Annotated in this window: 25 protein-coding genes; 15 read left to right on the top strand and 10 right to left on the bottom strand. The window is 71.0% G+C overall.

Features of this window, described 5'->3' with window-relative positions:
- Positions 1 to 40: 40 nt before the first annotated feature.
- Positions 41 to 577 (top strand): hypothetical protein, encoded by a 537-nt coding sequence (locus AB5J51_RS40485; RefSeq protein WP_369780449.1) that lies wholly within the window; start codon positions 41 to 43, stop codon positions 575 to 577.
- A gap of 37 nt (positions 578 to 614) precedes the next feature.
- Positions 615 to 1,382, top strand: a complete 768-nt coding sequence (locus tag AB5J51_RS40490) for a YqjF family protein (protein WP_369780451.1) — start codon at positions 615 to 617, stop codon at positions 1,380 to 1,382.
- 30 nt (positions 1,383 to 1,412) lie between these two features.
- On the opposite strand, the gene AB5J51_RS40495 is transcribed toward AB5J51_RS40490, so the two are convergent.
- Positions 1,413 to 2,147, bottom strand: coding sequence for a helix-turn-helix domain-containing protein (locus AB5J51_RS40495; RefSeq protein ID WP_369780452.1), 735 nt, complete (start codon positions 2,145 to 2,147; stop codon positions 1,413 to 1,415).
- Positions 2,148 to 2,408: 261 nt separating this feature from the next.
- Between AB5J51_RS40495 and AB5J51_RS40500 the strand changes: the two genes are divergently transcribed.
- The 4 genes from AB5J51_RS40500 to AB5J51_RS40515 all read left to right on the top strand — a co-directional run bounded on the left by AB5J51_RS40500 (position 2,409) and on the right by AB5J51_RS40515 (position 5,525).
- Positions 2,409 to 3,077, top strand: coding sequence for a DUF4097 family beta strand repeat-containing protein (locus AB5J51_RS40500; protein ID WP_369780453.1), 669 nt, complete (start codon positions 2,409 to 2,411; stop codon positions 3,075 to 3,077).
- Between the two features lie 15 nt (positions 3,078 to 3,092).
- Entirely contained in the window at positions 3,093 to 4,055 is a 963-nt protein-coding gene (locus AB5J51_RS40505; protein WP_369780454.1) for an ATP-binding cassette domain-containing protein, read from the top strand.
- The gene (locus AB5J51_RS40510; protein ID WP_030303978.1) at positions 4,052 to 4,837 is read left to right on the top strand and encodes an ABC transporter permease; all 786 of its coding nucleotides are present in this window, start codon (positions 4,052 to 4,054) and stop codon (positions 4,835 to 4,837) included. Before AB5J51_RS40505 ends, AB5J51_RS40510 begins: the two co-directional genes overlap by 4 nt.
- A 319-nt stretch (positions 4,838 to 5,156) precedes the next feature.
- Positions 5,157 to 5,525 (top strand): VOC family protein, encoded by a 369-nt coding sequence (locus tag AB5J51_RS40515; protein ID WP_369780456.1) that lies wholly within the window; start codon positions 5,157 to 5,159, stop codon positions 5,523 to 5,525.
- Positions 5,526 to 5,554: 29 nt separating this feature from the next.
- Here AB5J51_RS40515 and AB5J51_RS40520 read toward each other — a convergent pair whose 3' ends face one another.
- A complete protein-coding gene (locus tag AB5J51_RS40520; protein WP_369780457.1) occupies positions 5,555 to 6,211 on the bottom strand; it encodes a DUF5701 family protein in 657 nt (218 codons plus the stop codon).
- A gap of 1,209 nt (positions 6,212 to 7,420) precedes the next feature.
- Here AB5J51_RS40520 and AB5J51_RS40525 point away from each other — a divergent pair.
- The 3 genes from AB5J51_RS40525 to AB5J51_RS40535 all read left to right on the top strand — a co-directional run bounded on the left by AB5J51_RS40525 (position 7,421) and on the right by AB5J51_RS40535 (position 10,605).
- Positions 7,421 to 8,452, top strand: coding sequence for a bifunctional DNA primase/polymerase (locus tag AB5J51_RS40525; RefSeq protein WP_369780707.1), 1,032 nt, complete (start codon positions 7,421 to 7,423; stop codon positions 8,450 to 8,452).
- Positions 8,449 to 10,047 (top strand): phage/plasmid primase, P4 family, encoded by a 1,599-nt coding sequence (locus AB5J51_RS40530; protein ID WP_136226527.1) that lies wholly within the window; start codon positions 8,449 to 8,451, stop codon positions 10,045 to 10,047. The genes AB5J51_RS40525 and AB5J51_RS40530 overlap by 4 nt, the downstream gene beginning before the upstream one ends.
- Before the next feature lie 180 nt (positions 10,048 to 10,227).
- Positions 10,228 to 10,605: a DUF6009 family protein gene (locus AB5J51_RS40535; RefSeq protein ID WP_030303970.1), complete on the top strand. Its 378-nt coding sequence runs from the start codon at positions 10,228 to 10,230 to the stop codon at positions 10,603 to 10,605.
- A 183-nt stretch (positions 10,606 to 10,788) separates the two neighbouring features.
- On the opposite strand, the gene AB5J51_RS40540 is transcribed toward AB5J51_RS40535, so the two are convergent.
- The 5 genes from AB5J51_RS40540 to AB5J51_RS40560 all read right to left on the bottom strand — a co-directional run bounded on the left by AB5J51_RS40540 (position 10,789) and on the right by AB5J51_RS40560 (position 17,097).
- Entirely contained in the window at positions 10,789 to 11,343 is a 555-nt protein-coding gene (locus AB5J51_RS40540; RefSeq protein ID WP_369780458.1) for an XRE family transcriptional regulator, read from the bottom strand.
- Positions 11,344 to 11,349: 6 nt separating this feature from the next.
- Positions 11,350 to 13,929, bottom strand: coding sequence for a helix-turn-helix domain-containing protein (locus AB5J51_RS40545; protein WP_369780459.1), 2,580 nt, complete (start codon positions 13,927 to 13,929; stop codon positions 11,350 to 11,352).
- A 122-nt stretch (positions 13,930 to 14,051) separates the two neighbouring features.
- Positions 14,052 to 14,960 carry a ParB/RepB/Spo0J family partition protein gene (locus AB5J51_RS40550; protein WP_369780460.1) on the bottom strand — a complete coding sequence of 303 codons (909 nt, stop codon included), beginning with the start codon at positions 14,958 to 14,960 and terminating at the stop codon, positions 14,052 to 14,054.
- Complete coding sequence (locus AB5J51_RS40555; protein ID WP_053785231.1) at positions 14,957 to 16,228, bottom strand: ParA family protein; 1,272 nt, start codon at positions 16,226 to 16,228, stop codon at positions 14,957 to 14,959. Before AB5J51_RS40555 ends, AB5J51_RS40550 begins: the two co-directional genes overlap by 4 nt.
- 194 nt (positions 16,229 to 16,422) lie before the next feature.
- Complete coding sequence (locus tag AB5J51_RS40560; protein WP_133900169.1) at positions 16,423 to 17,097, bottom strand: ScbR family autoregulator-binding transcription factor; 675 nt, start codon at positions 17,095 to 17,097, stop codon at positions 16,423 to 16,425.
- 340 nt (positions 17,098 to 17,437) lie between these two features.
- Between AB5J51_RS40560 and AB5J51_RS40565 the strand changes: the two genes are divergently transcribed.
- Both AB5J51_RS40565 and AB5J51_RS40570 read left to right on the top strand, forming a co-directional pair.
- The gene (locus AB5J51_RS40565) at positions 17,438 to 18,688 is read left to right on the top strand and encodes a cation:proton antiporter (RefSeq protein ID WP_369780461.1); all 1,251 of its coding nucleotides are present in this window, start codon (positions 17,438 to 17,440) and stop codon (positions 18,686 to 18,688) included.
- A gap of 335 nt (positions 18,689 to 19,023) precedes the next feature.
- Positions 19,024 to 19,530 carry a DinB family protein gene (locus tag AB5J51_RS40570; protein WP_053789507.1) on the top strand — a complete coding sequence of 169 codons (507 nt, stop codon included), beginning with the start codon at positions 19,024 to 19,026 and terminating at the stop codon, positions 19,528 to 19,530.
- A gap of 7 nt (positions 19,531 to 19,537) precedes the next feature.
- Here AB5J51_RS40570 and AB5J51_RS40575 read toward each other — a convergent pair whose 3' ends face one another.
- Complete coding sequence (locus AB5J51_RS40575) at positions 19,538 to 20,092, bottom strand: flavoprotein (protein WP_053789506.1); 555 nt, start codon at positions 20,090 to 20,092, stop codon at positions 19,538 to 19,540.
- A 200-nt stretch (positions 20,093 to 20,292) separates the two neighbouring features.
- On the opposite strand from AB5J51_RS40575, the gene AB5J51_RS40580 reads away from it, so the two are divergent.
- The 3 genes from AB5J51_RS40580 to AB5J51_RS40590 all read left to right on the top strand — a co-directional run bounded on the left by AB5J51_RS40580 (position 20,293) and on the right by AB5J51_RS40590 (position 22,479).
- Entirely contained in the window at positions 20,293 to 20,508 is a 216-nt protein-coding gene (locus AB5J51_RS40580; RefSeq protein ID WP_133900166.1) for a DUF4287 domain-containing protein, read from the top strand.
- An 86-nt stretch (positions 20,509 to 20,594) separates the two neighbouring features.
- The gene (locus AB5J51_RS40585; RefSeq protein WP_136226532.1) at positions 20,595 to 21,434 is read left to right on the top strand and encodes an NAD(P)H-binding protein; all 840 of its coding nucleotides are present in this window, start codon (positions 20,595 to 20,597) and stop codon (positions 21,432 to 21,434) included.
- Between the two features lie 40 nt (positions 21,435 to 21,474).
- Entirely contained in the window at positions 21,475 to 22,479 is a 1,005-nt protein-coding gene (locus AB5J51_RS40590; RefSeq protein WP_133900164.1) for an AraC family transcriptional regulator, read from the top strand.
- On the opposite strand, the gene AB5J51_RS40595 is transcribed toward AB5J51_RS40590, so the two are convergent.
- Positions 22,476 to 22,955 (bottom strand): GNAT family N-acetyltransferase, encoded by a 480-nt coding sequence (locus AB5J51_RS40595; RefSeq protein ID WP_053789503.1) that lies wholly within the window; start codon positions 22,953 to 22,955, stop codon positions 22,476 to 22,478. The two genes, AB5J51_RS40590 and AB5J51_RS40595, sit on opposite strands and share 4 nt — an antisense overlap.
- A gap of 112 nt (positions 22,956 to 23,067) precedes the next feature.
- Between AB5J51_RS40595 and AB5J51_RS40600 the strand changes: the two genes are divergently transcribed.
- Complete coding sequence (locus AB5J51_RS40600) at positions 23,068 to 23,595, top strand: anthrone oxygenase family protein (RefSeq protein WP_369780463.1); 528 nt, start codon at positions 23,068 to 23,070, stop codon at positions 23,593 to 23,595.
- A gap of 21 nt (positions 23,596 to 23,616) precedes the next feature.
- Here AB5J51_RS40600 and AB5J51_RS40605 read toward each other — a convergent pair whose 3' ends face one another.
- The gene (locus AB5J51_RS40605; protein WP_369780464.1) at positions 23,617 to 24,111 is read right to left on the bottom strand and encodes a DUF1772 domain-containing protein; all 495 of its coding nucleotides are present in this window, start codon (positions 24,109 to 24,111) and stop codon (positions 23,617 to 23,619) included.
- Positions 24,112 to 24,197: the final 86 nt, after the last annotated feature.

Consider the following 24,197-nt stretch of genomic DNA (forward strand, 5'->3'; position numbering starts at 1 on the left):
GACACGTCGCGTAGCTCACGGTCACCCGAGGAGGAATCCTGTGCCATCGCCCTGCGACTCCCAGTACGCTCCCGCCGGCAACGTGGGCGCAGCACTCATGCTGATCGACTCTCGGCTCAAGACCGTCTACGACGGCAAGGCCGGGACCGACCCGCAGCAGCGGCAGTTGATCGACTCGTTCACCGCCTCGCTGGGCCCCGAGGAAGCCGATGAACTGGTGGACGGCGCGTGCACGCTCATATACATGTTCATGCAGTGGCTGCGGATGGCCTACGAGGACCACGACCGGGACGTCATCGAGTACGTGGTGCCCGGCTTCGTGGCCTCGATGCGCATGATGCCCAAGAGCATCCGCCCGGAAGTCATCCCCACCATGGCCGGCCTGATCATCGCGGCCGGCACCGGCCTGAGCCCCAACCTGTGGCGCAAGCAGTACGGAGACTGGACCGGGGACGAGATGAACGCCCTGGAAGCCACGGCCCTGCTGCTCGCGGAGCACATCAACCGGCTCACCGACGACCGCGACTTCGCCACCCGCGTCATCACCGAAGCCCTGTCCAGCGCGGAGCAGGACTGACCGAGGAGCGGGTACGGACCACTGACATGCTTGGGCCGTGCAGCCAGCCTCGTCCGTGACGCCCGATGCCCCCGCCCGCATACACGACCCGCTCCTCACCCAGGAGTGGCTCGATCTCGCCTTCATCCACTGGGCCGTCGACCCCGGCGTCGTGGAGCCGCTGCTGCCGAGCGGAACCGTGCCCGATACGCACGACGGGGTCAGTTACGTCGGCCTCGTGGCCTTCCGGATGCACCGGGTCGGGTGGCTCCGGCTGCCCGGAGTGCCGTACTTCGGCTCGTTCCCCGAGACCAACGTGCGCCTGTACTCGGTCGACGCGCAGGGACGGCGCGGTGTCGTGTTCCGGTCGATGGATGCGTCACGGCTGATCCCGGTCGTGATGGGGCGGCTCGGCTTCCGGCTGCCCTACCTGTGGTCCCGGATGAGCGTCCGCACCGACGGCGACACGGTCCACTACGCCAGTTCCCGCCGCTGGCCCGGCCCGCGCGGGGCCCACAGCCGCATCACGGTGGCCAGGGGCGAGCGGATCGCGGAGCCCACCGAGCTGGAGCACTTCCTCACCGCCCGGTGGGGCATGCACAACGCCTTCTTCGGCGGAGCGGCGTACCTGCCCAACGACCACCCGCGCTGGCCGCTGTACCGAGCGGAACTCCTCGCGTGCGACGAGAACCTGCTCGATGCGGCCGGCCTCCCGGCACCACGGCAGGCCCCGGTCAGCGTCCTGTACTCCCCCGGAGTCCCGGTACGACTCGGCCGGCCGTCCCGCACCACCGCTGCCCTGCCCCACGCGCGCCGGCCGCTCTAGCGCTGTCGCGTCACCGGCGCTGACCGTGGTTCAGGCGGTGCTGTCCGAGGGTGCTTCGGGTTTCGTGTAGAGGACGTCGCGGGCCTGTTCCGCGGCGCGGGCGATGCTCTCGGAGACGAAGTCGACGAAGCGGGCGATGTTCTCGAGGCGGGTGGCGGCCAGGGTGCCGGGGCCGAGGATGCCGACGCCCTGCCGTGCGGTCTCGGCGAGCTGGGCGGTGCCGCGGGCGCTGGCCATCATGGACTGGTACCAGACGTCGTTGTCGACGACGTAGCGCTCGCGGCGGCGTTCGTCGCGTTCGCGGCGGACCAGGCCCTGGCCCTCGAGGAACGCGATCGCCTTGGAGATGGACGCCGGGCTGACCTGGAGGCGCTCGACGAGTTCGGACGCGGTGAGGCTGCCCGCGTCGGTGATGTAGAGGCAGGCCAGCACCCGGGCCATCATCTTGGGCGTGCCCGCCTGCATGAGGACGGTGGTGAACGTCTCCTCGTACTCGCGCACTGCCTCGGCATCGCGGCCGTGGGTCTGCACGGGCGCCTTCGGGTCGCGGGGCGCGGCCTGCCTGCGGCGGTGCGCGCGGTGTTCGGTGGCCCGGTGCGCCAGATCCGCGCGGTAACCGGCCGGGCCGCCGTTGCGCATCACCTCACGCGTGACCGTCGACGTCGGACGGTCCAGACGCCGGGCGATCTCCGCGTAAGCGAGGCCGTCGGCCAGGCCCAGCGCGATCTGCTGGCGTTCCTGCTGGGTGAGTCTGCCTCCCGGCATCGCGGGCTCCTTCGCGGTCTGTCGTGGCTCAAGGGCGTCTCCAGAGCCTCAGTATAGCCTTCACCCGCAATCCATTGCAACGTGTGGGGTGGGGTACGTTGCATTAGATTTCAACTCATTGCAATGAATTCTTGGCCTCTACCTGCACTGATGGCAATTTTGCGCAACGAGCCTGTTGCCAGATACGTGAATGCAACGTAGCTTTTCCATCATCAGAAACAGCGGGCCGAGAGAGCGCGCTACGTAAAACAGGAGAGAACCATGCAGAAGTTCGACACCCCCGCCCCGATCTCCACCGTCCTCGACATCCCCGCCGGGCACATCCGGTTCATCGCCGCCGACCGCGACAACACCACCGTCGAGATCCTGCCCGCCGACGCCTCCAAGAGCCGCGACGTGAAGGCCGCCGAGGAGACCACCGCCACCTACGACGGCGGTGTCCTGCGCATCGAGGCCGCACCGGCCAAGAACCGGATCCTCGGCTCTTCCGGGTCGGTGGAGATCACCGTCCAGCTGCCCGCCGGCTCCCACGTCGAGGCGAAGACGGCCAGCGCCGAACTCCGCGGCGTCGGGCGCCTCGGCGACGTCACCTTCGAGGGCGCGCAGGCCACGGTCAAGATCGACGAGGCCGCGAGCGCCCGCCTCACCCTGATGGCCGGCGACGTCTCGCTCGGCCGCCTGGGCGGGGACGCGCAGATCAGCACCCAGAAGGGCGACCTCCACATCGCCGAGGCGGTCCGCGGCACGGTCACGCTGCGCACCGAGGCCGGCGAGATCACGGTCGTCGCCGCCCGCGGCGTCTCCGCCTCCCTGGACGCCGGCACCACCTACGGCCGTGTGCACAACTCGCTCCAGAACGCCGGTGGCACCCCCGGCCTGAACATCCACGCCAGCACCTCGTACGGCAACATCACCGCCCGCAGCCTCTAAAGGGAGCACCTCACCATGACCAACCTGGCCATCGCGGCGAACGGGCTGCGCAAGTCCTATGGCGACAAGAGCGTTCTCGACGGCATCGACCTGAGCGTTCCGGAGGGGACGATCTTCTCTCTGCTCGGGCCGAACGGCGCCGGGAAGACCACCGCCGTCAAGATCCTCTCCACTCTCATCAGTGCCGACGCCGGTGAGATCCGCGTGGCCGGCCACGATCTGGCGGCCGATCCGCAGGCGGTGCGGGCGGCGATCGGTGTCACCGGGCAGTTCTCCGCGGTCGACGGGCTGATCACCGGTGAGGAGAACATGCTCCTCATGGCCGACCTGCACCACCTGTCCAAGAGCGAGGGACAGCGGGTGACCGCCGAACTGCTGGAGCGGTTCGACCTGGTGGAAGCCGCCAAGAAGCCCGCCGCCAGCTACTCCGGCGGCATGAAGCGACGCCTCGACATCGCCATGACCCTGGTCGGCAACCCGCGGATCATCTTCCTCGACGAGCCCACCACCGGCCTCGACCCGCGCTCCCGCCACAACATGTGGCAGATCATCCGCGAACTCGTCACCGGCGGCGTCACCGTCTTCCTCACCACCCAGTACCTCGAGGAAGCCGACCAGCTCGCCGACCGCATCGCCGTCCTCAACAACGGCAAAATCGCCGCCGAAGGCACCGCCGAAGAACTCAAGCGGCTCATCCCCGGCGGACACGTCCGGCTGAGGTTCTCCGACCCGGCCGCTTACCAGGCCGCCGCCGCCGTGCTGGGCGAGGTCGCCCGGGACGACGAGGCGCTGGCGCTGCAGATTGCCAGCGACGGCAGCCAGCGCGACCTGCGCTCCGTCCTCGACCGGCTGGACTCCGCCGGTGTCGAGGCGGACGAGCTCACCGTGCACACCCCCGACCTCGACGACGTGTTCTTCGCTCTCACCGGCGCCACCGTGCCCAGCCAGACCAACGAGGCCAAGGAGGCCGTCCGATGAGCTCCCTCTCCCTCGCCCTGCGCGACTCGTCCACCATGCTGCGCCGCAACCTCCTGCACGCGCGCCGCTACCCGTCCCTGACGCTGAACCTGCTGATGACCCCGGTCATGCTGCTGCTGCTCTTCGTCTACATCTTCGGCGGCGCGATGAGCGGCGGGATCGGCGGCGGCGGCCGCGACGAGTACATCGCCTACATCGTCCCCGGCATCCTGCTCATGACCATCGGCAGCACCGTCGTCGGCGCCGCGGTATCCGTCTCCACCGACATGTCCGAAGGCATCATCGCCCGCTTCCGCACCATGGCGATCCACCGCAGCTCCGTACTCATCGGGCACGTCGTCGGCAGCGTCCTGCAGTCGATCGCCAGCGTGGTCCTCGTCGGCCTCGTCGGCGTGGCCATCGGCTTCCGCTCCACCGACGCCTCCGTCCTGGAGTGGCTGGCGGCCTTCGGCCTCATCGCCCTCTACGCCCTGGCGCTCACCTGGATCGCGGTCGGAATGGGCATGGCCAGCCCGAACGCCGAAGCGGCCAGCAACAGCGCCATGCCGCTGATCCTGCTGCCGCTCATCTCCAGCGCGTTCACCCCGATCGACTCGATGCCGGGCTGGTTCCAGCCCATCGCCGAGTACCAGCCCTTCACCCCGGCCATCGAAACCCTGCGCGGGCTGCTGCTCGGCACCGAGATCGGCAACAACGGCTGGCTCGCCCTCGGCTGGTCCATCGCCCTCATCGCACTCGGCTACCGCTGGTCGACGGCACAGTTCAAGCGCGACCCCAAGTAGGCGACGTGAGCGCGCGGACTGCTTCCCGCAGCCGCTCCCGTCCACCCCGAGGGCGGCGTACCCCGACACCACGTCGGCGTACGCCGCCCTCACTCGTGCACGGCACGTCCTGAAGGACTCCCGCAGTACTGCTTCGCCTGCAGGGCCTCGGACTCGGCACGACTGGGTCCGATGCCGCTGGGCTGGTCCGGGTCGAACTGCGCGGCCTGCCCTGCGAAGTCCCGCCGGCGGAGGGTTGCCGGTCGCGCAGCCGCCCTCTTCGAGATGTTCAGGAAGTCCGGGGGCCCCGACCGCGCGGAGCGACCGGCAGGATGGGTCCGTGCTGACGATCCGATCTGTGGTGCTGGGTGTCTCGGACGTGCCGCGTGCGGCCGCTTTCTGGACGGAGGCTCTTGGGTATCTGCCGCGCGGGGAGATCGAAGAGCACTGGGTGGTGTTGATGCCGGCAGCGGGGGCCGGGGTCCAACTGGCCCTCGGGCTGAGTGGGACGCCGGTCCAGGAGCATCCGCGGGTCCACCTGGACCTGTACGCGGACGACGCCGCCGAGCAGGCCACCGAGGTGGACCGGCTGGTGTCCTTGGGTGCCCAGCGGGTGGAGTGGGAGCTGTACCCGGAGGACCCCGACTTCGTCGTGCTCGCCGACCCCGACGGCAACCGGTTCTGCGTCATCGACGCCAGCCGCAGCTGACACGGCCCCGGTGTACCCGGCCCTCCCCCTTATGCCTCGCGGGCCGTGGCGGAGGCGAAGCCCAGCCAGGTGTGGCGGTTGCCCCACCAGCACCAGCCGACCTTCGGAGCGTTGCGCCGCTCGCGGCCGTCCCGGCCCGTGCCGTTGCTGATCCAGATCGCCGGGGTACGGGCGTCCAGGGCGCCGTTCGCCTTGCGCAGCCGGGACCCGATGGTCATGAAGCAGTGGTTGCGTTCCAGGGCTGCCGGTTGCTGGAGCACCCAGTGGATGCCCTCGGTGAGCAGCAGCGGGGTGCGGTCCTGCTCCGTGAGGGCGGGCAGGGCCTCCTCGGGGCTCCGGTTGGCCATGTGGTCGCCGCGATCGAGGCCGGTGAGGAGGTAGAGCGGCTCACCGGGTGGCTCGATGCCGTCGGCCGGCGCGAAGCGGTCGACGTCGGGCATGTCGGTGACGACGAAGCCGGGCTTGCCGTCGCGGCGGAGCAGGGGTGCGAGGACGGAGGCGGGGGCGCGGTCCGGGTGCACTGCGAGCAAGGCCTCGCCGGATCGGCCTTCGGCTTCCGCCGCGAAGGCACGCAGTTCGTCGGCGGGCATCCCCGCGAGCCGGTGCACCCCCAGCTCGATCAGGCGCTCGGCCTGAGTGACGAGGGGCGGGAGGGAGGGGACGGTGGGGGTGGACGAGGTCGGCACGGTACCCCTGGGTTCGGTCGGGAGCGGTGGGCCCCATGGCAACGAAGTGGCTCGTAGCGGTGTTCCCCGCGTGGCGGCCACGGCCGTCCGGGAGACCGTGTCGACCGTGATGCCGCGGGGCCCGACCTCCTTGGCGAGCGCAGGGTGAGGGTCGCCAACGCCCAAGAGGGTCCGGAGGGTGAAAGCCCGGCCTCCGGGGGTTCGTACGCCAGTCATCCGGAGCCGGTGCGCACGAGCGCTCTGGTGCGGGCGCCCGTCGGGGGGAGATGGTGCCTGCGGTGGAGCGGGAGAGGCGCCCGGCCATCGAGGAGGGTCGTGTCCGGGCGACGGCACGGGTGGGGGTCCCAGGGGCTGCGAGCCGCATGTGGGGCCGGATCGGGGTTCGGTCCCTCAGGGCGTCCAGTGCCGGGCCCGGCCCCTCCCTCGGTACTCCCGCCCCGCCAGGGGCTGAAGGCCGGTTCGGACCCTTCGGTCCCTGTCCCTTCAGTCACTGCATAAACCTGCAGGTCAGGGGCTCGGCCTCGCTGCAACAGGGACCGAAGGGACTCAACTTTCTAGTTATGAGCCAGATATGAACATGGGTACCTCTACCTGCTCTTTCTCGCGCTCGCGCATACACACACGCACGTAAAGGCTGGAAGTGGTGATTCTGAGTCCCTTCAGTCCCTGAGATCCTGAGCCCAAGCCTCTGACCTGCATGTTTGTCGAGGGACTGAAATCAGAGGGACTGAACGAGGGCAGGGACCGTTCAGTACCTGTGAGCGCTGGTGCCGGGGTGGGGCCTCGGGACCCCGGTCGGTTTCCGAGGGGGGAGGACCGGCGTACCGAGGGACCCTCGGGTCCTGGTGGAGGAGGGGTGGAGCGGCGCTTGCCGACGGGGGTTCGTGCTGCGACACGCCCGGGTGTTCACCGGGGTTGATCGGGGAACTTTTACGGACGAACTGGGGTAGAACTTCAGGGACTGAGGGACTGAAGGGACTGAACTCTCAATACATCGGTTCTATCGGGCGGAGCCCGCGCGATGTCTGCGGTACGCTCCGCGATAGTGAATCTTCAGTCCCTCTGGTCCCTGATGTGCAGGTCGGACGAGCACCTCGGGGAGCAGCTCGGGACAGGAAGAACCGTCCCTGAACGCGCGTCAAGGAAGAGCCAGTGCCCGTCTATTCCCAGAACCTGCCCCAGGGCGTGAGTGGCGGGACGGCACTGGACGTGGCGACCTGGATGGCCCTGCGCGGGTATCCGGTCCATCCCCTGGCCCCGGGGACCAAGACGCCCGCTCCGAACTGCCCCGACTGCCGGGGCGGTCTGCATTCCGCGCAGGACTGCACTTGCCGTTCCCGGGGACGTTGGTGCCACGGGTTCCATGCGGCCACCACGGACCTCCCCACGCTGCGGGAATGGTGGGCGGCCGAGCCCGACTTCGGGATCGGGGTCTCCTGCGGGCCTGCCGGGCTCGTGGTCATCGATGTCGATGCGCATGCCGCCTCCGTGCCCGCCAGGGACCGGTTGCTGCCCGGTATCCCCATCGACGAGCGGGTCGACCTGACCGGACTCGGCAGCGGCTACGACACCCTGGCGCTGCTGGCCGCGTACCGGTCCCGGCCCAACCCCTGCGAGGACACGGCGACCCTGCGGGTCCGTACGCCTTCCGGAGGGATGCACATCTGGTACCGGGTGCCCAAGGGCGGCCCCCGCATGCGGTGTTCCAGCGGATCGAGCTCGAAGGTCGCGCTGGCCTGGCAGGTCGACGTACGAGCCGTCGGAGGCTACATCGTGGCGCCCACCACGCGCACGGCCGCCGGCGTGTACGAGGCGCTGCCCGGCGCGCGGCTGCCCGCGGCCCTGCCGCTGTGGCTGACCGCCGAACTCGTACGGACCGGCCACGGTGTCGACACGGCCGCTGTGGAGCCCGTAGCGGCCCCTGTGGGCCCCGTGCGGGGTCCGCGGGGCCGAGGGCCCCTGCAGGTCGGGCAGCGGGCTCTCGCGGGGCTCCTGGAGGAGGTACGGGCCTGCGGGGCCAGTCCGGCCGGAACGGCCTTCAGCGAGAAGCTCAACCGGGCGGCCTTCACTGCCGGTGGACTGGCCGCGGGGGGCCACCTCGCCGCCGGGGAATGCCGTCGGCTGCTCCTCGAGGCCGCGGACCACGCACGACCCCACCAGACGCGCCGCAACGTCCTCATCGTCGAAGCGGGGCTGCGTGCTGGAAGCGACCGACCGATCCATCCCGAGGAACGCCCATGAGCAGCGCCGGAAGCACGGGGTTCAACGCCCAGGCAGCGGCGGAACAGCTTGCTGCGTTCACCACCGAGAACACCGACGTCCCTGCTGCCGCGCGCGGCAGGCGGCTGCCCGCCCAGCAGAGCGCGGCCCCGGCGGCCGGGGGCGGCGGCGCCGATTTCGTCACGACGGGTCTGCTGCAGAACCTCAGCGACCGCGGCAACGCGAAGCTGTTCGCCCACCTCCACCACAACCGCTTCCGGCACGTGGAGGGACTGGGCTGGTACGTGTGGGACGAGTTCCGGTGGAAGCGCACCGGCGGGGAGAAGGCCGCGATCTGGGCCGCCGGTGACATGGCGGAGGAGCTGCCCACCCACGACCCCCGGGGTGTCTTCACCGACCGGGAGCTGTCGCAGCACCGCAAGCGCGCCATGTCCACCTCGGGCGTGAAGGCGATGCTCACGCAGGCCAAGGCCTCCCCCGAACTCGCCCTGGACCCGGACGTCCTGGACGGCGACAAGTACGCGCTGTGCACTCCCGCGGGTGTCGTCGACCTGCGCACCGGTGACCTGCACAAGCCGGACCCGACCAGGGACCTGCACTCGCGCGCCACCTACCTGGCCCCCGAGGCCATGCCCACGCCCCGGTTCCACGCCTTCCTGAACCAAACGTTCGGAGATGACGAAAAGGGCAAGGAGATGATCAACTTTCTTCATCTCCTGCTCGGCTACTCCATCACCGGTGACGTGGGCGGCCAGGTGCTGCCCTTCCTCTACGGCGTCGGCGCCAACGGCAAGTCGGCGCTCCTCGACGTCGTCATCAAGATCCTCGGGGACTACGCGGACGTGGCCCCGCCGGGGTTCCTGATGGAGCGCGGCAAGTTCAACGAGCACTCGACCGAGCTGACGGAACTGCACGGCCGGCGCCTGTTCGTCTGCAGCGAGCTCAAGCCGCACGACAAGTTCGACGAGGCGCGGGTCAAACTGCTGACCGGCGGCGACCGGCTCAAGGCGCGGCGGATGCGGCAGGACTTCTTCAGCTTCGAGCCGACGCACAAGCTGTGGCTCCTGGGCAACCACCGCCCGGAGGTCGGCACGGGCGGCCATGCCTTCTGGCGCCGGATCCGGCTGATCCCCTTCGAGAAGGTCGTCCCCGACCACAGGAAGATCGACAACCTGGCGGAGGCACTCGTACAGGAGGAGGGCCCGGGCATCCTCCACTGGATGATCCAGGGGGCCAAGGCCTATCTCGCCACCAAGCCGGCCCTGACCGGGCCGAGCGTGGTCCGTACCGCCACGCAGGCGTACGCCACCACCGAGGACCACATCGGGCGGTTCCTGGCCGAGTGCTGCACCACCGGGGTGGAGCTGCCCGATCCGCGTGATCTGAAGGTGGAGCAGGGAGCGCTGTACCGCGCGTACAGTGCCTGGTGTCTCGACGGCGAGGGCCTGCGTCCCGCCACGACCCGCGCGTTCGCCACACGTATCCGAGCCGAGGTCGGCGTCGCCTCGCCCAATGAGATGCTCCGCTCGAACGGGCAGAAGTTCTACCCCGGCCTGGCGCTCCTGGCCGACGAAGCGCAGACCCCGCGCGAGGCGAACAGGGCAAGCGCGCCGTGAAAGGCCGACGTGTGCCGCCGCCCGGGGGCGGGCACGCCTACGATGGACAAGGACGATGAACAGATCCACCAGCCGGCGGCGGTCCGCAGGGGCCTGCCGGATACCGGCTTCGGCGCCGCTCGCGGCGTGGCGGAACCAGGGGCCCGGAAGGGCCTACGTGAACGAGGAAGGATCCAGGCCATGAGCTCGCTACTGACTTCAAGCGATCTCGCCCACGAGGACAAAGTGGTGTGGCTGGAGGACCCTGAAGAGCTCGATTACGTGCGCCAGGCCCTGGACAAGACCCCCCGGCGCCGGGGGAAGCCGCGCTACCACCGCGATGGGCGCATGATCGGTTTCACCGAGCTCGGCGACACCGCGGAAGCGGACCCCGACAGCGGCCTGCAGAAGCGGCGCGTCTTCTACCTGCTGCCGCACGACCGGGACGCCGAGCCCGAGGGCCTGTACCGCGAGGGCGCGCCGGGCGAGGCCGTGGATCCCCGGACGATCGAACCCCGGCAGGTCGGCCGGAAGACCGTGCGGTCGCAGCGAGGGCTGTCCACGCCGACGGTTGCCTGATGCCGACTTTCGTCTGATGCCGGCAGTTGCCGGATTCAGTCCCTCCGGTCCCTTCAGACCCTTCGGTTCCTCCCGGTTTAGTCCGGTTCTGGCCGGTTTCTTTCGGGCGTGATGGCTGGAAAGCGCTTCGGGTAATGGCGAAATTCAGTCCCTCTGGTCCCTTCGGTCCCTCGGGCCGGCGTTTCAGAAGGCGAAGTCGACGTAGTCGATGTCGGTGAACTCGACCAGGAGGCCCTGGGCGCGGGAACCGTTGTCCTTGAAGTACATCTCCTGGAGGGCTTCGGCCGCGATCTGCTGGAGCCGGGACTCGGCGGCGCCGGCTGCCTGGGCGCTGAAGAGGCGGGCCGCGTACTCCGGGGGCAGGTGCTGGGTGATACGGCGCATGCGGCCGTCGTCGGTGGTGCCGGGGGCGGCGGTGAAGCCGAAGCGGGCGCGGGTCTCGATGACCAGGCCGGTGGTGGAGGCGGCCCTGTCGCGGGCGCGCTTGCGGACCAGGGGCTGCCAGCGGCGGCGTACCTCGGACTCGAGGCGGGCTGCGAGGGCCGGCTTGGGGTGATTGATCTGGTCCTTGACGTAACGCTCGACCGTGCGCTGCGAGATGCCGAGCAGGCGGGCTGTCTCCCGGGTGGACTTGAGCTGCTTGACGAGGAAGCGCATCTGGGCGCCCGCCGACTTGGGGACGGGGCGGGTGAAGTGCAGTTCGTCCGCGCGGGTCAGGCTGTCGTCGATCTGGGTCATGGGGGACTACTCTCCGTCGGCTGCCGCGTCGTGGCCCTTGATGTGGCGCGCGGGGTTGTGGTTCTCGTCGAGCATCTGCACGGCCCAGAGGAGGGGCTGGGTGCCCTCGTGCTTGACCATGCCAGGGCTGACGCCGAGGCGGAAGCCGCCGGGCAGGGGCTTGCCTTCGGGGGTGCGGGGGAGGAAGTCGAGCGGGCTGGGACCGTCGGAGAGGTACACCGCGCAGTCGGAGAGGACGGCGATGGGGTACTGGCCGGCGGCCGTGGCGAGCTTGTTCATCTTGCGGTGCATGTTGACGCGGGCCGTGGAGATGACGGCGGCGCGGATGTCGGGGCGCCAGGTGGGGCGTTCGAGGGCGGGCCAGGGCTCGCCCGGGCGGTAGCCGGCGCCCTGGGGGCGTTCGCGGAGCTTGCCGATGCCGCCCTTGACGGTGGACTTGATGGCGGAGAGGACCGGCTTCAGGACCGGGTGGGCGTGCTGCTGCAGCTCTGCCATCGCCGTGAGGAACTCGGGCTCGGGGAGCGTCGAGGTGATGCCGAGGTCCGCCATCGTGGCCATGTACGCGTCGCGGAGGCGGGTGTACCAGGCGTCGAGGTACGGGCCGTGGTCGAGGCGGAGCCAGGCCTCGGACGGGTGGACGTCGTGGCCGAGCTCCTGGGCGTAGGCGAGGGTCGGGGTCGCGTACCAGGCGGGGCCGGTGGGGGGGCGGCCGTGCGGGGTGAAGGGGCTGGGGAGGCGGGGGTCGAGGGCGATGGAGGAGAGGTCCGCCAGCCAGCAGCCGGGCAGCTTCGGGTCGAAGCGGGGGGCGGTGCGGTGGGTGGCGGGGCCGAGGCCGACGGGGAGCCGGTTGGCCGCCGCGGCGAAGGCCATGTTCACGTCGATGCCGACGGCGTGGGTGCGGGTGCACTCGGCGTCGGTGAGGAGCTCCGGGTCGCGGATCCAGTCGTATGCCTCCTCGTCGAGGACCTCGGCCGGGGTGCGCTGGTGGGAGCGGGGGTAGAGGGCGGCGACCACCGGGTGCTCGTCGGGGGCCTCCGGGGGGGCCGGGTCGACGGGGCGGGTGAGCGAGCCGGGGACCGGGGCCGAGACCCAGGTGTTGGTCGCTTCGTCCCTCGCGGCACGGGTGGGCGGGCGCAGCGCCGTCATGAGTTCGAGGCCCGTGACGGCGGTGGAGCCGCGGGGGGTGAGGACGCGGGAGGCGAAGGTGGTGAGGAGCTCCGCGAGTTCCGGGGCGGGGAGGCCGGGGGTGTCCTCGCCCCAGGCGCGGGGGTCGAGGGCGCCCCACGGGAGGATCGCGAGCTGGACGCACTGGCGGCCGGTGGAGGGGGTGGCGGGGCGGTAGATGCGGGGCCAGGGACCGAAGCCGCGGCGGGTCAGCTGCCACTTGGCCTTGGTGAGCTGCTTGATGACCGGGTGGTTGTCCGGGAGGCGCAGGTTGCGGCGGTCCTCGAGGGTGGGGGGGAGGCCTAGTCGCTCGAGCGCGGGGGCGGTGAGGACGAGGAGGGGGTCGCCGTCCTTGCCGTTGCGGTGGAGGCGGGGGGAGCGGAGGTCGGCGTCGGGGCCGAGGGCCCAGGTGAGGAGGGCGGGGAGGCCGCCCGTGGTGGGGTGGTCGAGGACGAGGCCGGAGGCGGCGTGGGCCTGGCCGGTGCCGGTGAGGACGGCGAGGGGGCCGTTCCCTTCCAGGGGGGTGGGGTGGGGGCGGCGGCGGGGACGGGGGGGTGTGGCCGGGGGGTGGGCGTTAACGGCGTTAACGGTGGGGGCGGGCGTCGCGGGTGCGGGTGCGGTCGCGGGTGCTGCCGGGGGGTTGGCGTTAACGCCGTTAACGGTGGGCGCCGGGATGGGGGCCGAGGCCGCCGCCTCCTGGGGTTCGGCGTTAACGCCGTTAACGGTGCGGGGCGTCGGGGTGGGGCCCTGCGGGGCTGTTCCCCGACCCGCCCCTTCCCGAAACTGGGGCTCCGCCCCAGACCCCGGGGGGGTGGGGGCCGCGGCGCCTGCGGCGCGCGGGGCGGTCGCCGGGGTCGCCGGGCTCGCCGGGGCGGCTGGGGGCTCGGCGTCGGCGGGGGCGTTAACGGGTGCGGTCGGGGCGACGGCGTTAACGGCGTTAATGCTCGGCACCGGGGCGGCGGTGACGTCGACGGTGAGCGGGGTGGTGTTAACGCCGTTAAGGGTGGATGCCGCGGGCGGGGTGGCGTGGACGGCGTCAAGGGTCGGCGCCGGGGGCGGGGTGGCGTTAACGGCGTTAATGGCGGGCGCCGGGGGCTGCGCCGCGTTGTCCTGGTGGACCTCTGGGTGCGGAGGGGTGGAGGCTTCGGCGTTAACGCCGTTAATGGGGTGGAGGGTGGAGAGGCCCTCCAGGAGGCGGGCGTATGCGGCGCGTTTGGGAGGGCGGGGGGCCGTGCGGCCCGTTTCCCAGGAGGTGACCGTCTCGCGGCGGACGGAGAGGGCCTTGGCGATCTGGTCCTGGCTCAGGCCCGCGGCTTCGCGCAGGCGCTTGCGCTCGTCCGGGTGCGGCAGCGGGTCCTGGGCGGCGGCTTCTTCGAGCAGGGCGTCGACCGCTGCGAAGAGGCTCTCTTGTTCGTTGGGCATTGGTACCTCCAAGGGCAGCCTATGTGAATCGCACGACCGAACACACATGAAACGCACGTGGGGGCGTTAACGGCGTTAATGCCGTCAGCGCCCCCGTCGTGGGTGCTGCCTCGGATGCCCGTTCAGAGTCGCAGCAGCAGGAGCTCGGTGACGGCCTTGAGGTCGTCCGGGGTGAGGTGGGCGGTCAGGGCGTCCGCGATCGTTTCCGGGGTGTCCGTCGCGATCGTGATCCGGCGAGTGGGGGGCGCCGGGGGAGCGGGGGGAGCGTTAACGGCGTTAACGCCGTTAACGGTCGGCGCCGGGTGGGCGCGTTGGCGGGGAGGGGTGACGGTGTTGAGGGTCTCGTCCGCCGCCGCCTCCTGGTGCTCCTGCGGGAGGCGGCCGATGCGGCGGGCCGGTTCGACCTTGAGCTCGCCCGTGTCGACCTTCTCCTGGAGGCTCGGAGTGAGGTTCAGGAGGGTCAGACGCTGTGAGACCCAGGCCGCCGTCTTGCCCAGGCGCTTGGCGACCTGGGCCTGGGAGCCGTGGACGTCGACGAGTTCCTGGAGGGCGCGCGCCTGGTCCATCGGGGCCACGTCCACGCGGTGGACATTGGCGATCAGGGCGGACTCGAGGATGTCCGCCGCGGAGGCGGACAGGGCGTCGTTCACGTGGATGTGCATGGTCTTCAGGCCGGCCAGCTGGGCCGCCGCGAGGCGCCGGTTGCCGTCGATGACCACGTACGGGGCACGCCCCAGCCCGTCGGTCTGGCCCGGGTGGGCCTCCATGAAGGCCATGCGGGTCGCGACCGCGAGGGGCTGGAGCTGGCCGCGGGAGACGAGGGACTGGGCCAGCTCCTCGAGTTCCGTGAGGTCCTCGCGGAGGTTGAACGGGTTGTGGGCGAGGGCCTCGATGGGGACCTCGGACGGCGGGACCACCCCGGAGGTGGGGGCGCCGGTGGCCTCCGCGATCGCCGCGCGGCGCGAGCTGACGCCGACGGGCTGGGCCCGCGCGAAGGATGCCGAGACTCCGAGTTTGTCGGCCTTGCTCATGAGATCTCCCTAGCGAGGGCGCGCATGGCGATCGCCTGGTCGCCCTTGGGCGAGTAGACGAAGAGGGGCTGCTTCACGCGGACGGCTTCGCGCTGTTCCTTGAGGTCCGGTACGACGGCGACGACACGCGGATCCTTTATGTCCATCCACGCCTGGAGGGAGGAGGTCGCGATGTAGCCGCGGCGGCCGTCGTAGAGGTTGACGACGAGGCCGAGGTAGTCGATGTCGAGGCTGAGGTCGTCGCGCAGGTCGTTGATCTGGGACGTGAGGAGGTCGTACGCGTCGGCCGACGAGTCCTCCGCCTGTACGACGATCAGCGCGCCCGAGGCGCCCGGCTGTTCGGTGTCGCGGCGGCGCCCGTAGTAGATGGCGGCGTCCATGCTGAGCCCGAGGCTCGGCGGGCAGTCGATGAGGATGACGTCGTAATCGGATTCGACGGGCGCCAGGGCGCGTTCGAGGGCGGCCTCGCGGGCGCGGACCGTGGAGAGGCGGACGTCGAGGAGGAAGGCGTCCGTGCAGGCGGGCAGCAGGTGGAGGCGGTTGCCGAAGCGCTGGTCCGGGATGGGGACGATCAGGTCGGCGAGCGGACCCTTGGCCTCGCCGGCCATGTGGCAGGTGAGGCTGTCGCCGCCGATGGGCAGCGGCTGCTGGCCGAGCTGCTTGGTGAGGTGGCCCTGGGGGTCGAAGTCGACCAGCAGGACGCGCATGCCGAGGCCCGGGAGGTCTTCCAGGTCCAGGGGGGTCGTCTCGGGGTGGGGCGGCTGGTCGCTCTGCCTGCCCTCGTCCGACGCCGCGGCGCGGGCCAGCTGGCGGGCGATGCGGACCGGGTGGAGGGTCTCCGGGTCCTCGGCGAGGGCCTCGGCGGTGCCGGCGGTGATGGCGGTCTTGCCGACGCCGCCCTTCTGGTTGCACACGACGATGCGGCGTACGACGGAGGGCCGCTTGACCGTGGGCGCCGGGTTCATCTCCAGCCAGAGGCGGACCGCTTGGGCCAGACCCTGGATGAGGGAGACGCCGCGGTCCTTGGAACCGGCGCGGAAGGACTCCCACTGGCCGGCGGGCAGCCAGGTGGAGAACGATTCGGCGCCCGAAGTGTCGACGGGGGAGGGGGCGGAGGCGAGAGCGCTCCAGTGGGCGATCCCCTGGTGGACGGCGTCCTGGATGTCCACCCGCAGCTGCGCGGTGCGGATTTTCAACTCCTGGCGGAGCCACGGGGGGAGCTTGGAGACGACCTTCTCTCGGTCGCTCTGAGACGAGGGCGAAGTCATGAGAGGGACTTTACTAACGTTCGGGGGCGGATGTGGGCGCCACGCTTGGGTTTTGCTAACGAAGTGGGTGAAGGTGTGGGTGCCCGGGGGTGCCGTGGCCGGATCCGGGTACGCGACAGGGCGGCCTCGCGCACGCCGTAGCGAGCACCCCCGTGGTTCGCCACGGCGTGTGCGAGGCCGCCCTGGATACGTCGTCAGCCGACCGGAACCGCGGAGGACTCCGGGGCGGGCAGACCGAGTTCGGCCCGGCACGCGGGCGAGCCCGCCGGGTCGAAGTGGGGGATGCGGTGCGCGGGCACCATCCCCGGGAGCAGGAAGTTCCACAGGTCGACGACCCGGGTGTGCAGGTCTTCGCGGCCGGTGCGGACGTGCGAGGTGACCTGGATTCCGGTGAACGAGCCGACGAGGAGCGTCGAGAGGGCGTACACGTCGAGCGCCGGGAGGATGTCGTCGCGCTCCTGGGCCGGCTTCAGGCAGCTGTGCGCGGTGTCGATCCAGGCGTTGTACGGGGCCGGGTCCGGGTTGGTGAAGGAGCCGAACTCGATGACGAGGCGGATGCCGGCGCGGATGCGGACGTTGGCGCGCAGTCCGTGTGCCATCCGGTGCGTCAGGTCGATGACGGTCTGCAGACCCGGTTCCTCGACGGTGGGGACGCCTGCGGCGACCTGGAACTGCTCGTCCATCAGGGCGCGGGCGAGGGCTTCCTTGGACTGGAAGTGGAAGTAGAGGGCGCCCTTGGTGACGCCGGCGTGCTTGACCACGTCGCTGAGGCTGGCGCCGCCGAAGCCGAAGCGGTCGAAGGCGATGGCTGCGCCGTCGAGGATCGCCTGCCGGGTGATCTCGGCGCGTTCCTGGCGGGCCCTTGCCATCTGCTCTCCCTGCCGCTTGCCGCCCGCTGTTGTCTGGCGGTTGGTGCCTGTTGCCGGGGTGCGAGCTGGGGTCGTCGCTGCGGCGGAGGCTCGTGCAAGGTCAATCTAGTGGGGCGACGGCAAAGAAAACCAGTCGACAAGTACTTTTTGATGAGGGGCGGATGATGGTTCGTGGGGTTGTGGGGTGGTTTTCGCTATTACTTTCTGGGAGGGCGGACCGTTAACGGCGTTAACGCCGTTAACGCCGCGACCCCTGGAAGTGTGGGGCGGTTCGTTGCCGGGGTGGGGGTCTCGGCGGAAGCCTGTGGCGGTGGGAGCGTCACGTGATCCGCTCGAAGCCGTGCTGATTGCCGTACCCGTCGTCGTTCTCGCGTGCGGGGCGGCGGCCGCCGTGATGCGCAGGCTCGGGCAGACGGCCGTGGTCGGGGAGATCCTGGTGGGGATCCTGCTGGGTCCGTCGCTGCTGGGATGGCTCTGGCCGGCGGGGAGCCGCTGGCTGCTGCCGGGCGAGGTCCTTCCGTACCTGGGGGTGCTCGGGAACCTGGGGCTGCTGGTGTTCATGTTCCTGGTGGGCCTGGAGCTTGATGTAGGGCTGCTGCGGGGGCGCGGGCGGGCCGTGGTGGTGGTGAGCCAGGCGAGCGTGTGGATCCCGCTGGGGCTCGGGAGTCTGCTGGCGCTGGCGATGTACGGGTCGTTCGCGCCGGAGGGCGTAGGTCGGGCGGAGTTCGTGCTGTTCGTGGCCGTCGCGATGAGCGTGACCGCGTTCCCGGTGCTGGCGCGGATCCTGAAGGACCAGGGGCTGTACGGGACCCCGGTGGGGGCGCTGGCGATGGCGTGTGCGGCGGTGGCGGACGTGGTCGCGTGGTGCCTGCTGGCGTTGGTGGTGGCCATGGCGCATCCGCTGGGGGGAGGGGGCGGCGGCGGGAGCGCGTGGGGGACCGTCGGGATGGGGGTGCTGGCCGGGGTGTTCCTCGCGGGGATGTGGTGGGGGGTGCGGCCCGTGCTCGGGTGGGGTGTGAGGCGGTGGGGGTCCGGGACGGGTGCGGGTGCCGGTGCCGGTGGGGTCGTGGGGTTGTGCAGTGGGGTCTGCCTGGCGGCGTACGCCACGCATGCGATGGGAGTGCACGCGCTGTTCGGGGCGTTCGTGTTCGGGGCGGTGGTACCGAGGACGGCGGTGGTCGAGCAGGCGGCGGAGCGGATGCGGGAGTTCGCGGTGCCGGTGCTGCTGCCGCTGTTCTTCGTCGGGAGCGGGCTGAAGACGGACGTGGGGCTGCTGGGTGGCGGCGCTGCGTGGTGGTGGGCGGGGGCGGTGCTGGTCGTCGCGGTCGCCGGGAAGTGGGGCGGGGGGACCGGGGCGGCGCTGCTGGCGGGGCAGCCGGTACGGGACGCGGTGACGCTGGGCGCGCTGATGAACTGCCGGGGGGTGACGGAGCTGGTGGTGTTGAACGTGGGGCTCGGGCTAGGGGTGATCGGGGCGGAGCTGTTCACGGCGCTGGTGCTGATGGCGTTGGTGACGACCGCGGTGACCGGGCCGATGGTACGGGCGCTGCGGGAGCGGGAGGTGAAGGAGGCGGTCGGCCTTCGGCGTTAACGCCGTTAACGGTGCGCCGGAGTTGAGCGCCGGGGCGTTAACGCCGTTAACGGTCCGGCGGCCGGGTGCCCGGGGGCGTTAACGCCGTTAATGGTCCGGGCCTCCGGGCGGCGTCGGGCGTCACGGTCCTCGCCGGGCCGGTCGTCCGGCGTTAACGCCGTTAATGGTCCCCGCCCGGGTCGAGCCCCCGGGCATTAACGGCGTTAACGCCCACGCCCGGTCGGCCCGCGGCATTAACGGCGTTAACGGTGGGAGGGGCTGGGGACGTCCGGGAGCTGCGGTCCGGCATGTGGAATGGCGCGAACGGCGTGCCGTACGGGTGTGATCATCGCCTGATGACCGATGAACAGCGGACCCGGCCCGTGCTGGTGGGCGACGAGCGGGACACCCTCACCAGCGTTCTGCAGTGGCAGCGGGACACCCTGATGATGAAGTGCGCGGGGCTGACGGACGAGCAGTTGCGGCGCAAGGCCGTCGCGCCGTCCGGGCTGTCCCTGCTCGGGCTGGTGCGGCATCTGGCGGAGGTCGAGCGGGGCTGGTTCCGCAACGTCCTGAACGGCGAGGACGTACGCGGCTACTTCCCGCAGAACGAGGCCGGGGAGTGGACGGAGTTCCACGTCGAGGACGCGGACCCGGCCGAGTCGTTCAAGGTCTGGGAGGAGACCTGCGCCCGGTCCCGGGCGATCGTGGACGCCGCCGAGTCCCTCGATGTGACGGGGCATTACGGCGACGAGGCGTACTCGCTGCACTACATCCTGGCTCACATGATCGAGGAGTACGCCCGGCACAACGGGCACGCGGACCTGCTGCGCGAGGCGATCGACGGCGTGACGGGGGAGTAGCCGGCCCCTAGGAGGTGTGCGGGGCGGTCACGGCGTCCAGGGCGGTGAGGGCCCGCGGCCACGGGAAGTGGGCCGGGGCGTCGGGGCCGGCCGGTCCGGGGACGAAGCCGTCCTCGCCGTACAGGACGCTGACGCCGGCGCCGCGCAGGGTGGCCAGGGACTGGTCGAACTGCGGGTGCGCGGCGAGGGCGGCGTTCGTGCAGGGCATGGTGACGACGGGGATGCCCTTGCCGATCGCCTCGGCGGCGACGCCGACGGCGAAGCGGTCGGTGAGGCCGAGGGCCCAGGAGTTGAGGGAGTTGAAGGTCGCCGGGGCGAAGAGCAGGGCATCGGCGGCCGGCCATACGTCGGGCTCGCCGGGGAGCTTGTACTGCCAGCGCACGGGGTGGCCGGTCAGCGCGGCCAGGCCGTCGAGGCTTCCCGCGACCCAGTGCGCGGCGGTGGGAGTGAGGCCGAGACAGACGTCCCAGCCACGGGACTGGGCGTCCTCGATGACGTGCGCCACGTCGAAGACGGGCGGGGCGGCGGAGCAGAGCAGGTAGAGCGTCCTCGTGGGGGTCATACCGCCATGTGATCACATGAGTTGATCTCGACCATAGTTGAGGTGGCGTGATCGGCCATACGGGCGAATGTCGGATGACCGTGCGGATGGTTGTTCCGGTGGTCGTTCCAAGATTTTCGGCTGCGGGCGATGAGTTCCGGGCGCGGCCCGCGTCTACCCCTGTGACAGCGAAGCACACGTAGGACAGGAGCACCGCAGACATGAGCGAGCCGGTGAAGGGCCCCGCCAGCTACTTCCCTTCGATCGAGAAGAAGTACGGACGCCCCGTCGCGGAATGGAAGGACCTGATCCGGTCCTCCCCGCTGACCAAGCACATGGAGCTCGTCTCCTGGCTCAAGACCGAGCACGGACTGGGGCACGGCCACGCCAACGCCCTGGTCGCGCACACCCTCGGCGAGGACGCCGGGCGGCCCTGAGGAACAGCGCCGGCGCTGGACGTACGCGTATGGAGCTGAGCTTTTCGGCGATGTTCCGTCTCGCGGCGGCGGGCTTGACTGGAGGCATGACACAGACACCGCAGAACACGAAGTCCACCGCCCCCGCCACCCTCGTCATCGGGGGCCACGGCAAGACCGGCCGGCGCGTCGCCGAGAAGCTCCGGCTCCAGGGCCGCCCGGTGCGGATCGGCTCCCGTACCGGAGCCCCCGCCTTCGACTGGAACGCCCCCGTCACCTGGGGCCCGGCGCTGGAGGGCGTCGACCGGGTGTACGTGACCTACCACCCCGACCTCGCCTTCCCCGGGGCCGCCGAGCAGATCGGCGCGTTCTCGCAGGCGGCCGTGGCCGCGGGGGCGCGCCGGCTGGTCCTGCTGTCCGGCCGGGGCGAGGAGGCCGCGCAGCGCGCCGAGGAGAGTCTGAAGGCGTCCGGGGCCGACTGGACGGTCGTCAGGTCCAGCTGGTTCAACCAGAACTTCGACGAGAGCTTCTTCCTGGAGCCCGTACTGGCGGGGGAGATCGCGTTGCCGACCGCGGACGCCGTGGAGGCCTTCGTCGACGCCGACGACATCGCCGACGTGGTGGTGGCCGCGCTGAGCGACGACCGGCACGTCGGCAGGACGTACGAGCTGTCCGGACCGCGGCTGATCAGCTTCACCGACGTCGCCGCCGAGCTGTCGAAGGCGACGGGGCGCACGATCACCTACGTCCCCGTCTCCCAGGAGGCGTACCGTGCGGTGCTGCGCGAGCACGGCCTGCCGCAGGAGTTCGCCGACCTGTTCACGCTGATCCTGGACGGGCGCAACGCACATCTGGTGGACGGGGTGGAGGAGGTGCTCGGCCGGAAGCCGAAGGACTTCGCCGAGTTCGCCCGTGAGGCGGCGGCGACCGGTGTCTGGGACGTCTGAGCCCCTGTTGCCGGGCAGGCGGCCGGGAGAGGATGGGCCCATGGACACGCTGAGCGGCCTCCTCGAAGGCCCCAAGGCCCGGGGCGCTTTCCTCCTCAAGTCCGTCTTCAACCCGCCGTGGTCGGTGCGAATCGAGGACCGGGCGCCGCTGTCGGTGGTCACGATGGTGCACGGGACGGGCTGGCTGCTCCCCGACGGGGGCACGCCCGTGCTGATCGGCCCCGGGGACGTGGCCGTCGTACGGGGGCCCGAGCCGTACACGCTGGCGGACGCCCCGGGGACGCCGGTGCAGATCTCGGTGGACCCGGAGCAGCGGTGCAGCACGCAGGCGGGCGAGGACGTCAGCGAGACCATGGCGCTGGGCGTGCGGACCTGGGGCGCGGAGTTCCAGGACGCCGGGTCGGCGGTGATGCTGAGCGGCACCTACCAGGCGCCGAGCGAGATCGGCCGCCGACTGCTGGGTGCGCTGCCGACGGTCCTGGTCCGGCCGGCGGCGGCCGCGGACACCACGCTGATCGGGCTGCTCGCCTCGGAGATCTCCCGGGACGAGCCGGGCCAGGAGCTGGTCCTGGACCGGCTGTTGGACCTGCTGCTGATCGGCGTGCTGCGTACGTGGCTCGCGGACCCCGGGTCGGGGGCCCCGGGCTGGTACCGGGCGCAGGGCGATCCGGTGGTCGGGCGGGCGCTGCGGCTGCTGCAGGAGAACCCGGCCCACGGCTGGACGGTGGAGGAGCTCGCGCAGAAGGCCGGCGTCTCCCGGGCCTCGCTGGCGCGGCGGTTCACCGACCTGGTGGGGGAGCCGCCGATGGCGTACCTGACGGGGTGGCGCCTGGCGCTGGCGGCCGATCTGCTGCGGGAGCCGGACGCCACGGTGGCGACGGTGGCCCGACGGGTGGGCTACAGCTCGGCGTTCGCGCTGTCGACGGCGTTCAAGCGGGTCCGCGGGGTCAGCCCGCAGGAGTTCCGTACGGGGGGCGCCTCCCCGGTCGCCGGCCCGGCGGGCACCGGGCCCCCGCGCACGGTGGTCCTGCCGGAGACGACCTAGGCGGGCGGCAGGTCCAGGACGCCGACGGTCTGGCCGCCGCTCGACTCGCCGGTGAGGCGGAAGCCGAGGCCCCGGTAGAACGGCTCGGGGGTGCCGGGGCCGGGCTCCCAGGTGACGTACGCGCGGTCGGCGCCGCGGCGCCGGAGCTCGGCGGTGACCGCCCGGACCGCGAAGCGGCCGTAGCCCTTGGCCTGGTGTGCGGCGGCGACGTTCAGGCGCCATATGCCCGAGCGGATGTCGGCGGGGTCCCGTTCCGGGTCCCAGGCGATGTCGACGAAGGCCATGACGAAGCCGACGACCTCGTCGCCGTCGACGACGGCGCGCGGCCAGGCGGTGTCCCCGTGGACGTAGGCCTCGGCCAGGGACTTGACCACGGGGGAGACGAGGTGGGTCTGGTCGGGGCGTACCTGTACCGCGCACACCGCGTCGAAGTTGGCTGCGGTGACCGGCTCCAGGCGGAGTGCTGAGGTGCTCATGGCCGCACCCTATCGAGGGCGTCTCCTGCACAGGCACCGGAAATTTCGAGATCAGATCAGAACCCGTGGCACTACAACCGGATCGACCGGATCGACCAGATGGGAGCCTCTCGTGCAGACGGACACAGCCGGCGGCAGCAACCGGACCGCTACCTTCCTGCTCATGGTCTCGACCGTGCTCGTGGGCCTGATGGCGGGCCTGTTCTTCGCCTTCGACGTCTCGGTGATGCCGGGGCTGGCGCGGGGCGACGAGCGCACGTACGTCACCGCGATGCAGAACTTCAACGCGGTCATCGACGGGAACGGGCTGTTCGGCACCGTCTTCGTGGTGGCCCTGCTCGCCGCCGTCGCCTCGGCGGCCGTCGAGTTCCGCAAGGGCCGGCGCGGGGTCGCGGTGTGGGTGGGGGCGGCGGCCGCCCTCTACCTCGTCGTCCTGGTGATCACCTTCACCGTGAACATCCCGCTGAACAACGAGCTCGCCGACGCGGGCGACGCGGCGAAGCTGACCGACTTCTCGATCGTGGACAAGTTCAAGGGGACCTGGGTGACCACGAACATCATCCGCACCGTGCTGTGCACCGCGGCCCTGACGGCCCTCGCGCGGGCGCTGGTGCTGTACGGGCGGGCCACCGCGCGCTGAGCCGCAGCGGCGTCAGAGGCGTCAGAGGCGGCCGTGCAGTACGAGGGCCCAGGCCAGGCAGCCGAGGGCGATCGTGCACAGTAGCGTCCGCCAGCGGTTGGCCGGCACCCAGCGCGACGCGAAGGCGTTCCGGACGGCGGCCGGGTCGGCGATGCGCTCGACGGGGCCGGCCTGGTCCAGGGCGTTGTTGAGCGGGATGTTGACCCTGCCGGTGACCCCGAGCTGGAGGGCGTACGCGACGAGCGCACCGATCAGCGGCGGCGCCACCTCGCCCGCGCCGGAGGCGAGGTACAGGGCCAGCGCGAGGCCCGTGAACAGCAGGGAGCCGAGGAAGCCGGTCATGAACCAGCCGTTGATGATGGCGACGTTGATGCGCTGCATGACCGCGATGAACGTACGGTCGTCCGAGGGTCCCAGCGCCGGCATCACCGAGACGTCGAAGGCGAAGAACAGGCCCGCCATCAGGCCCGTCGTGATCGTCGCGGCGATGAGTGAGACGAGCCCTGCGGTGTCCACGTCCGTTTCCCCCTGTTGGTGGTCTGCGCATGGTCTGTTCGCGGTCATGCACGGGTCATCGAATTGTCAAGGCTGCCGATCGTAGG

Origin of the sequence: Streptomyces sp. R33, assembly GCF_041200175.1 — a bacterium.
Classification (GTDB): domain Bacteria; phylum Actinomycetota; class Actinomycetes; order Streptomycetales; family Streptomycetaceae; genus Streptomyces; species Streptomyces katrae_B.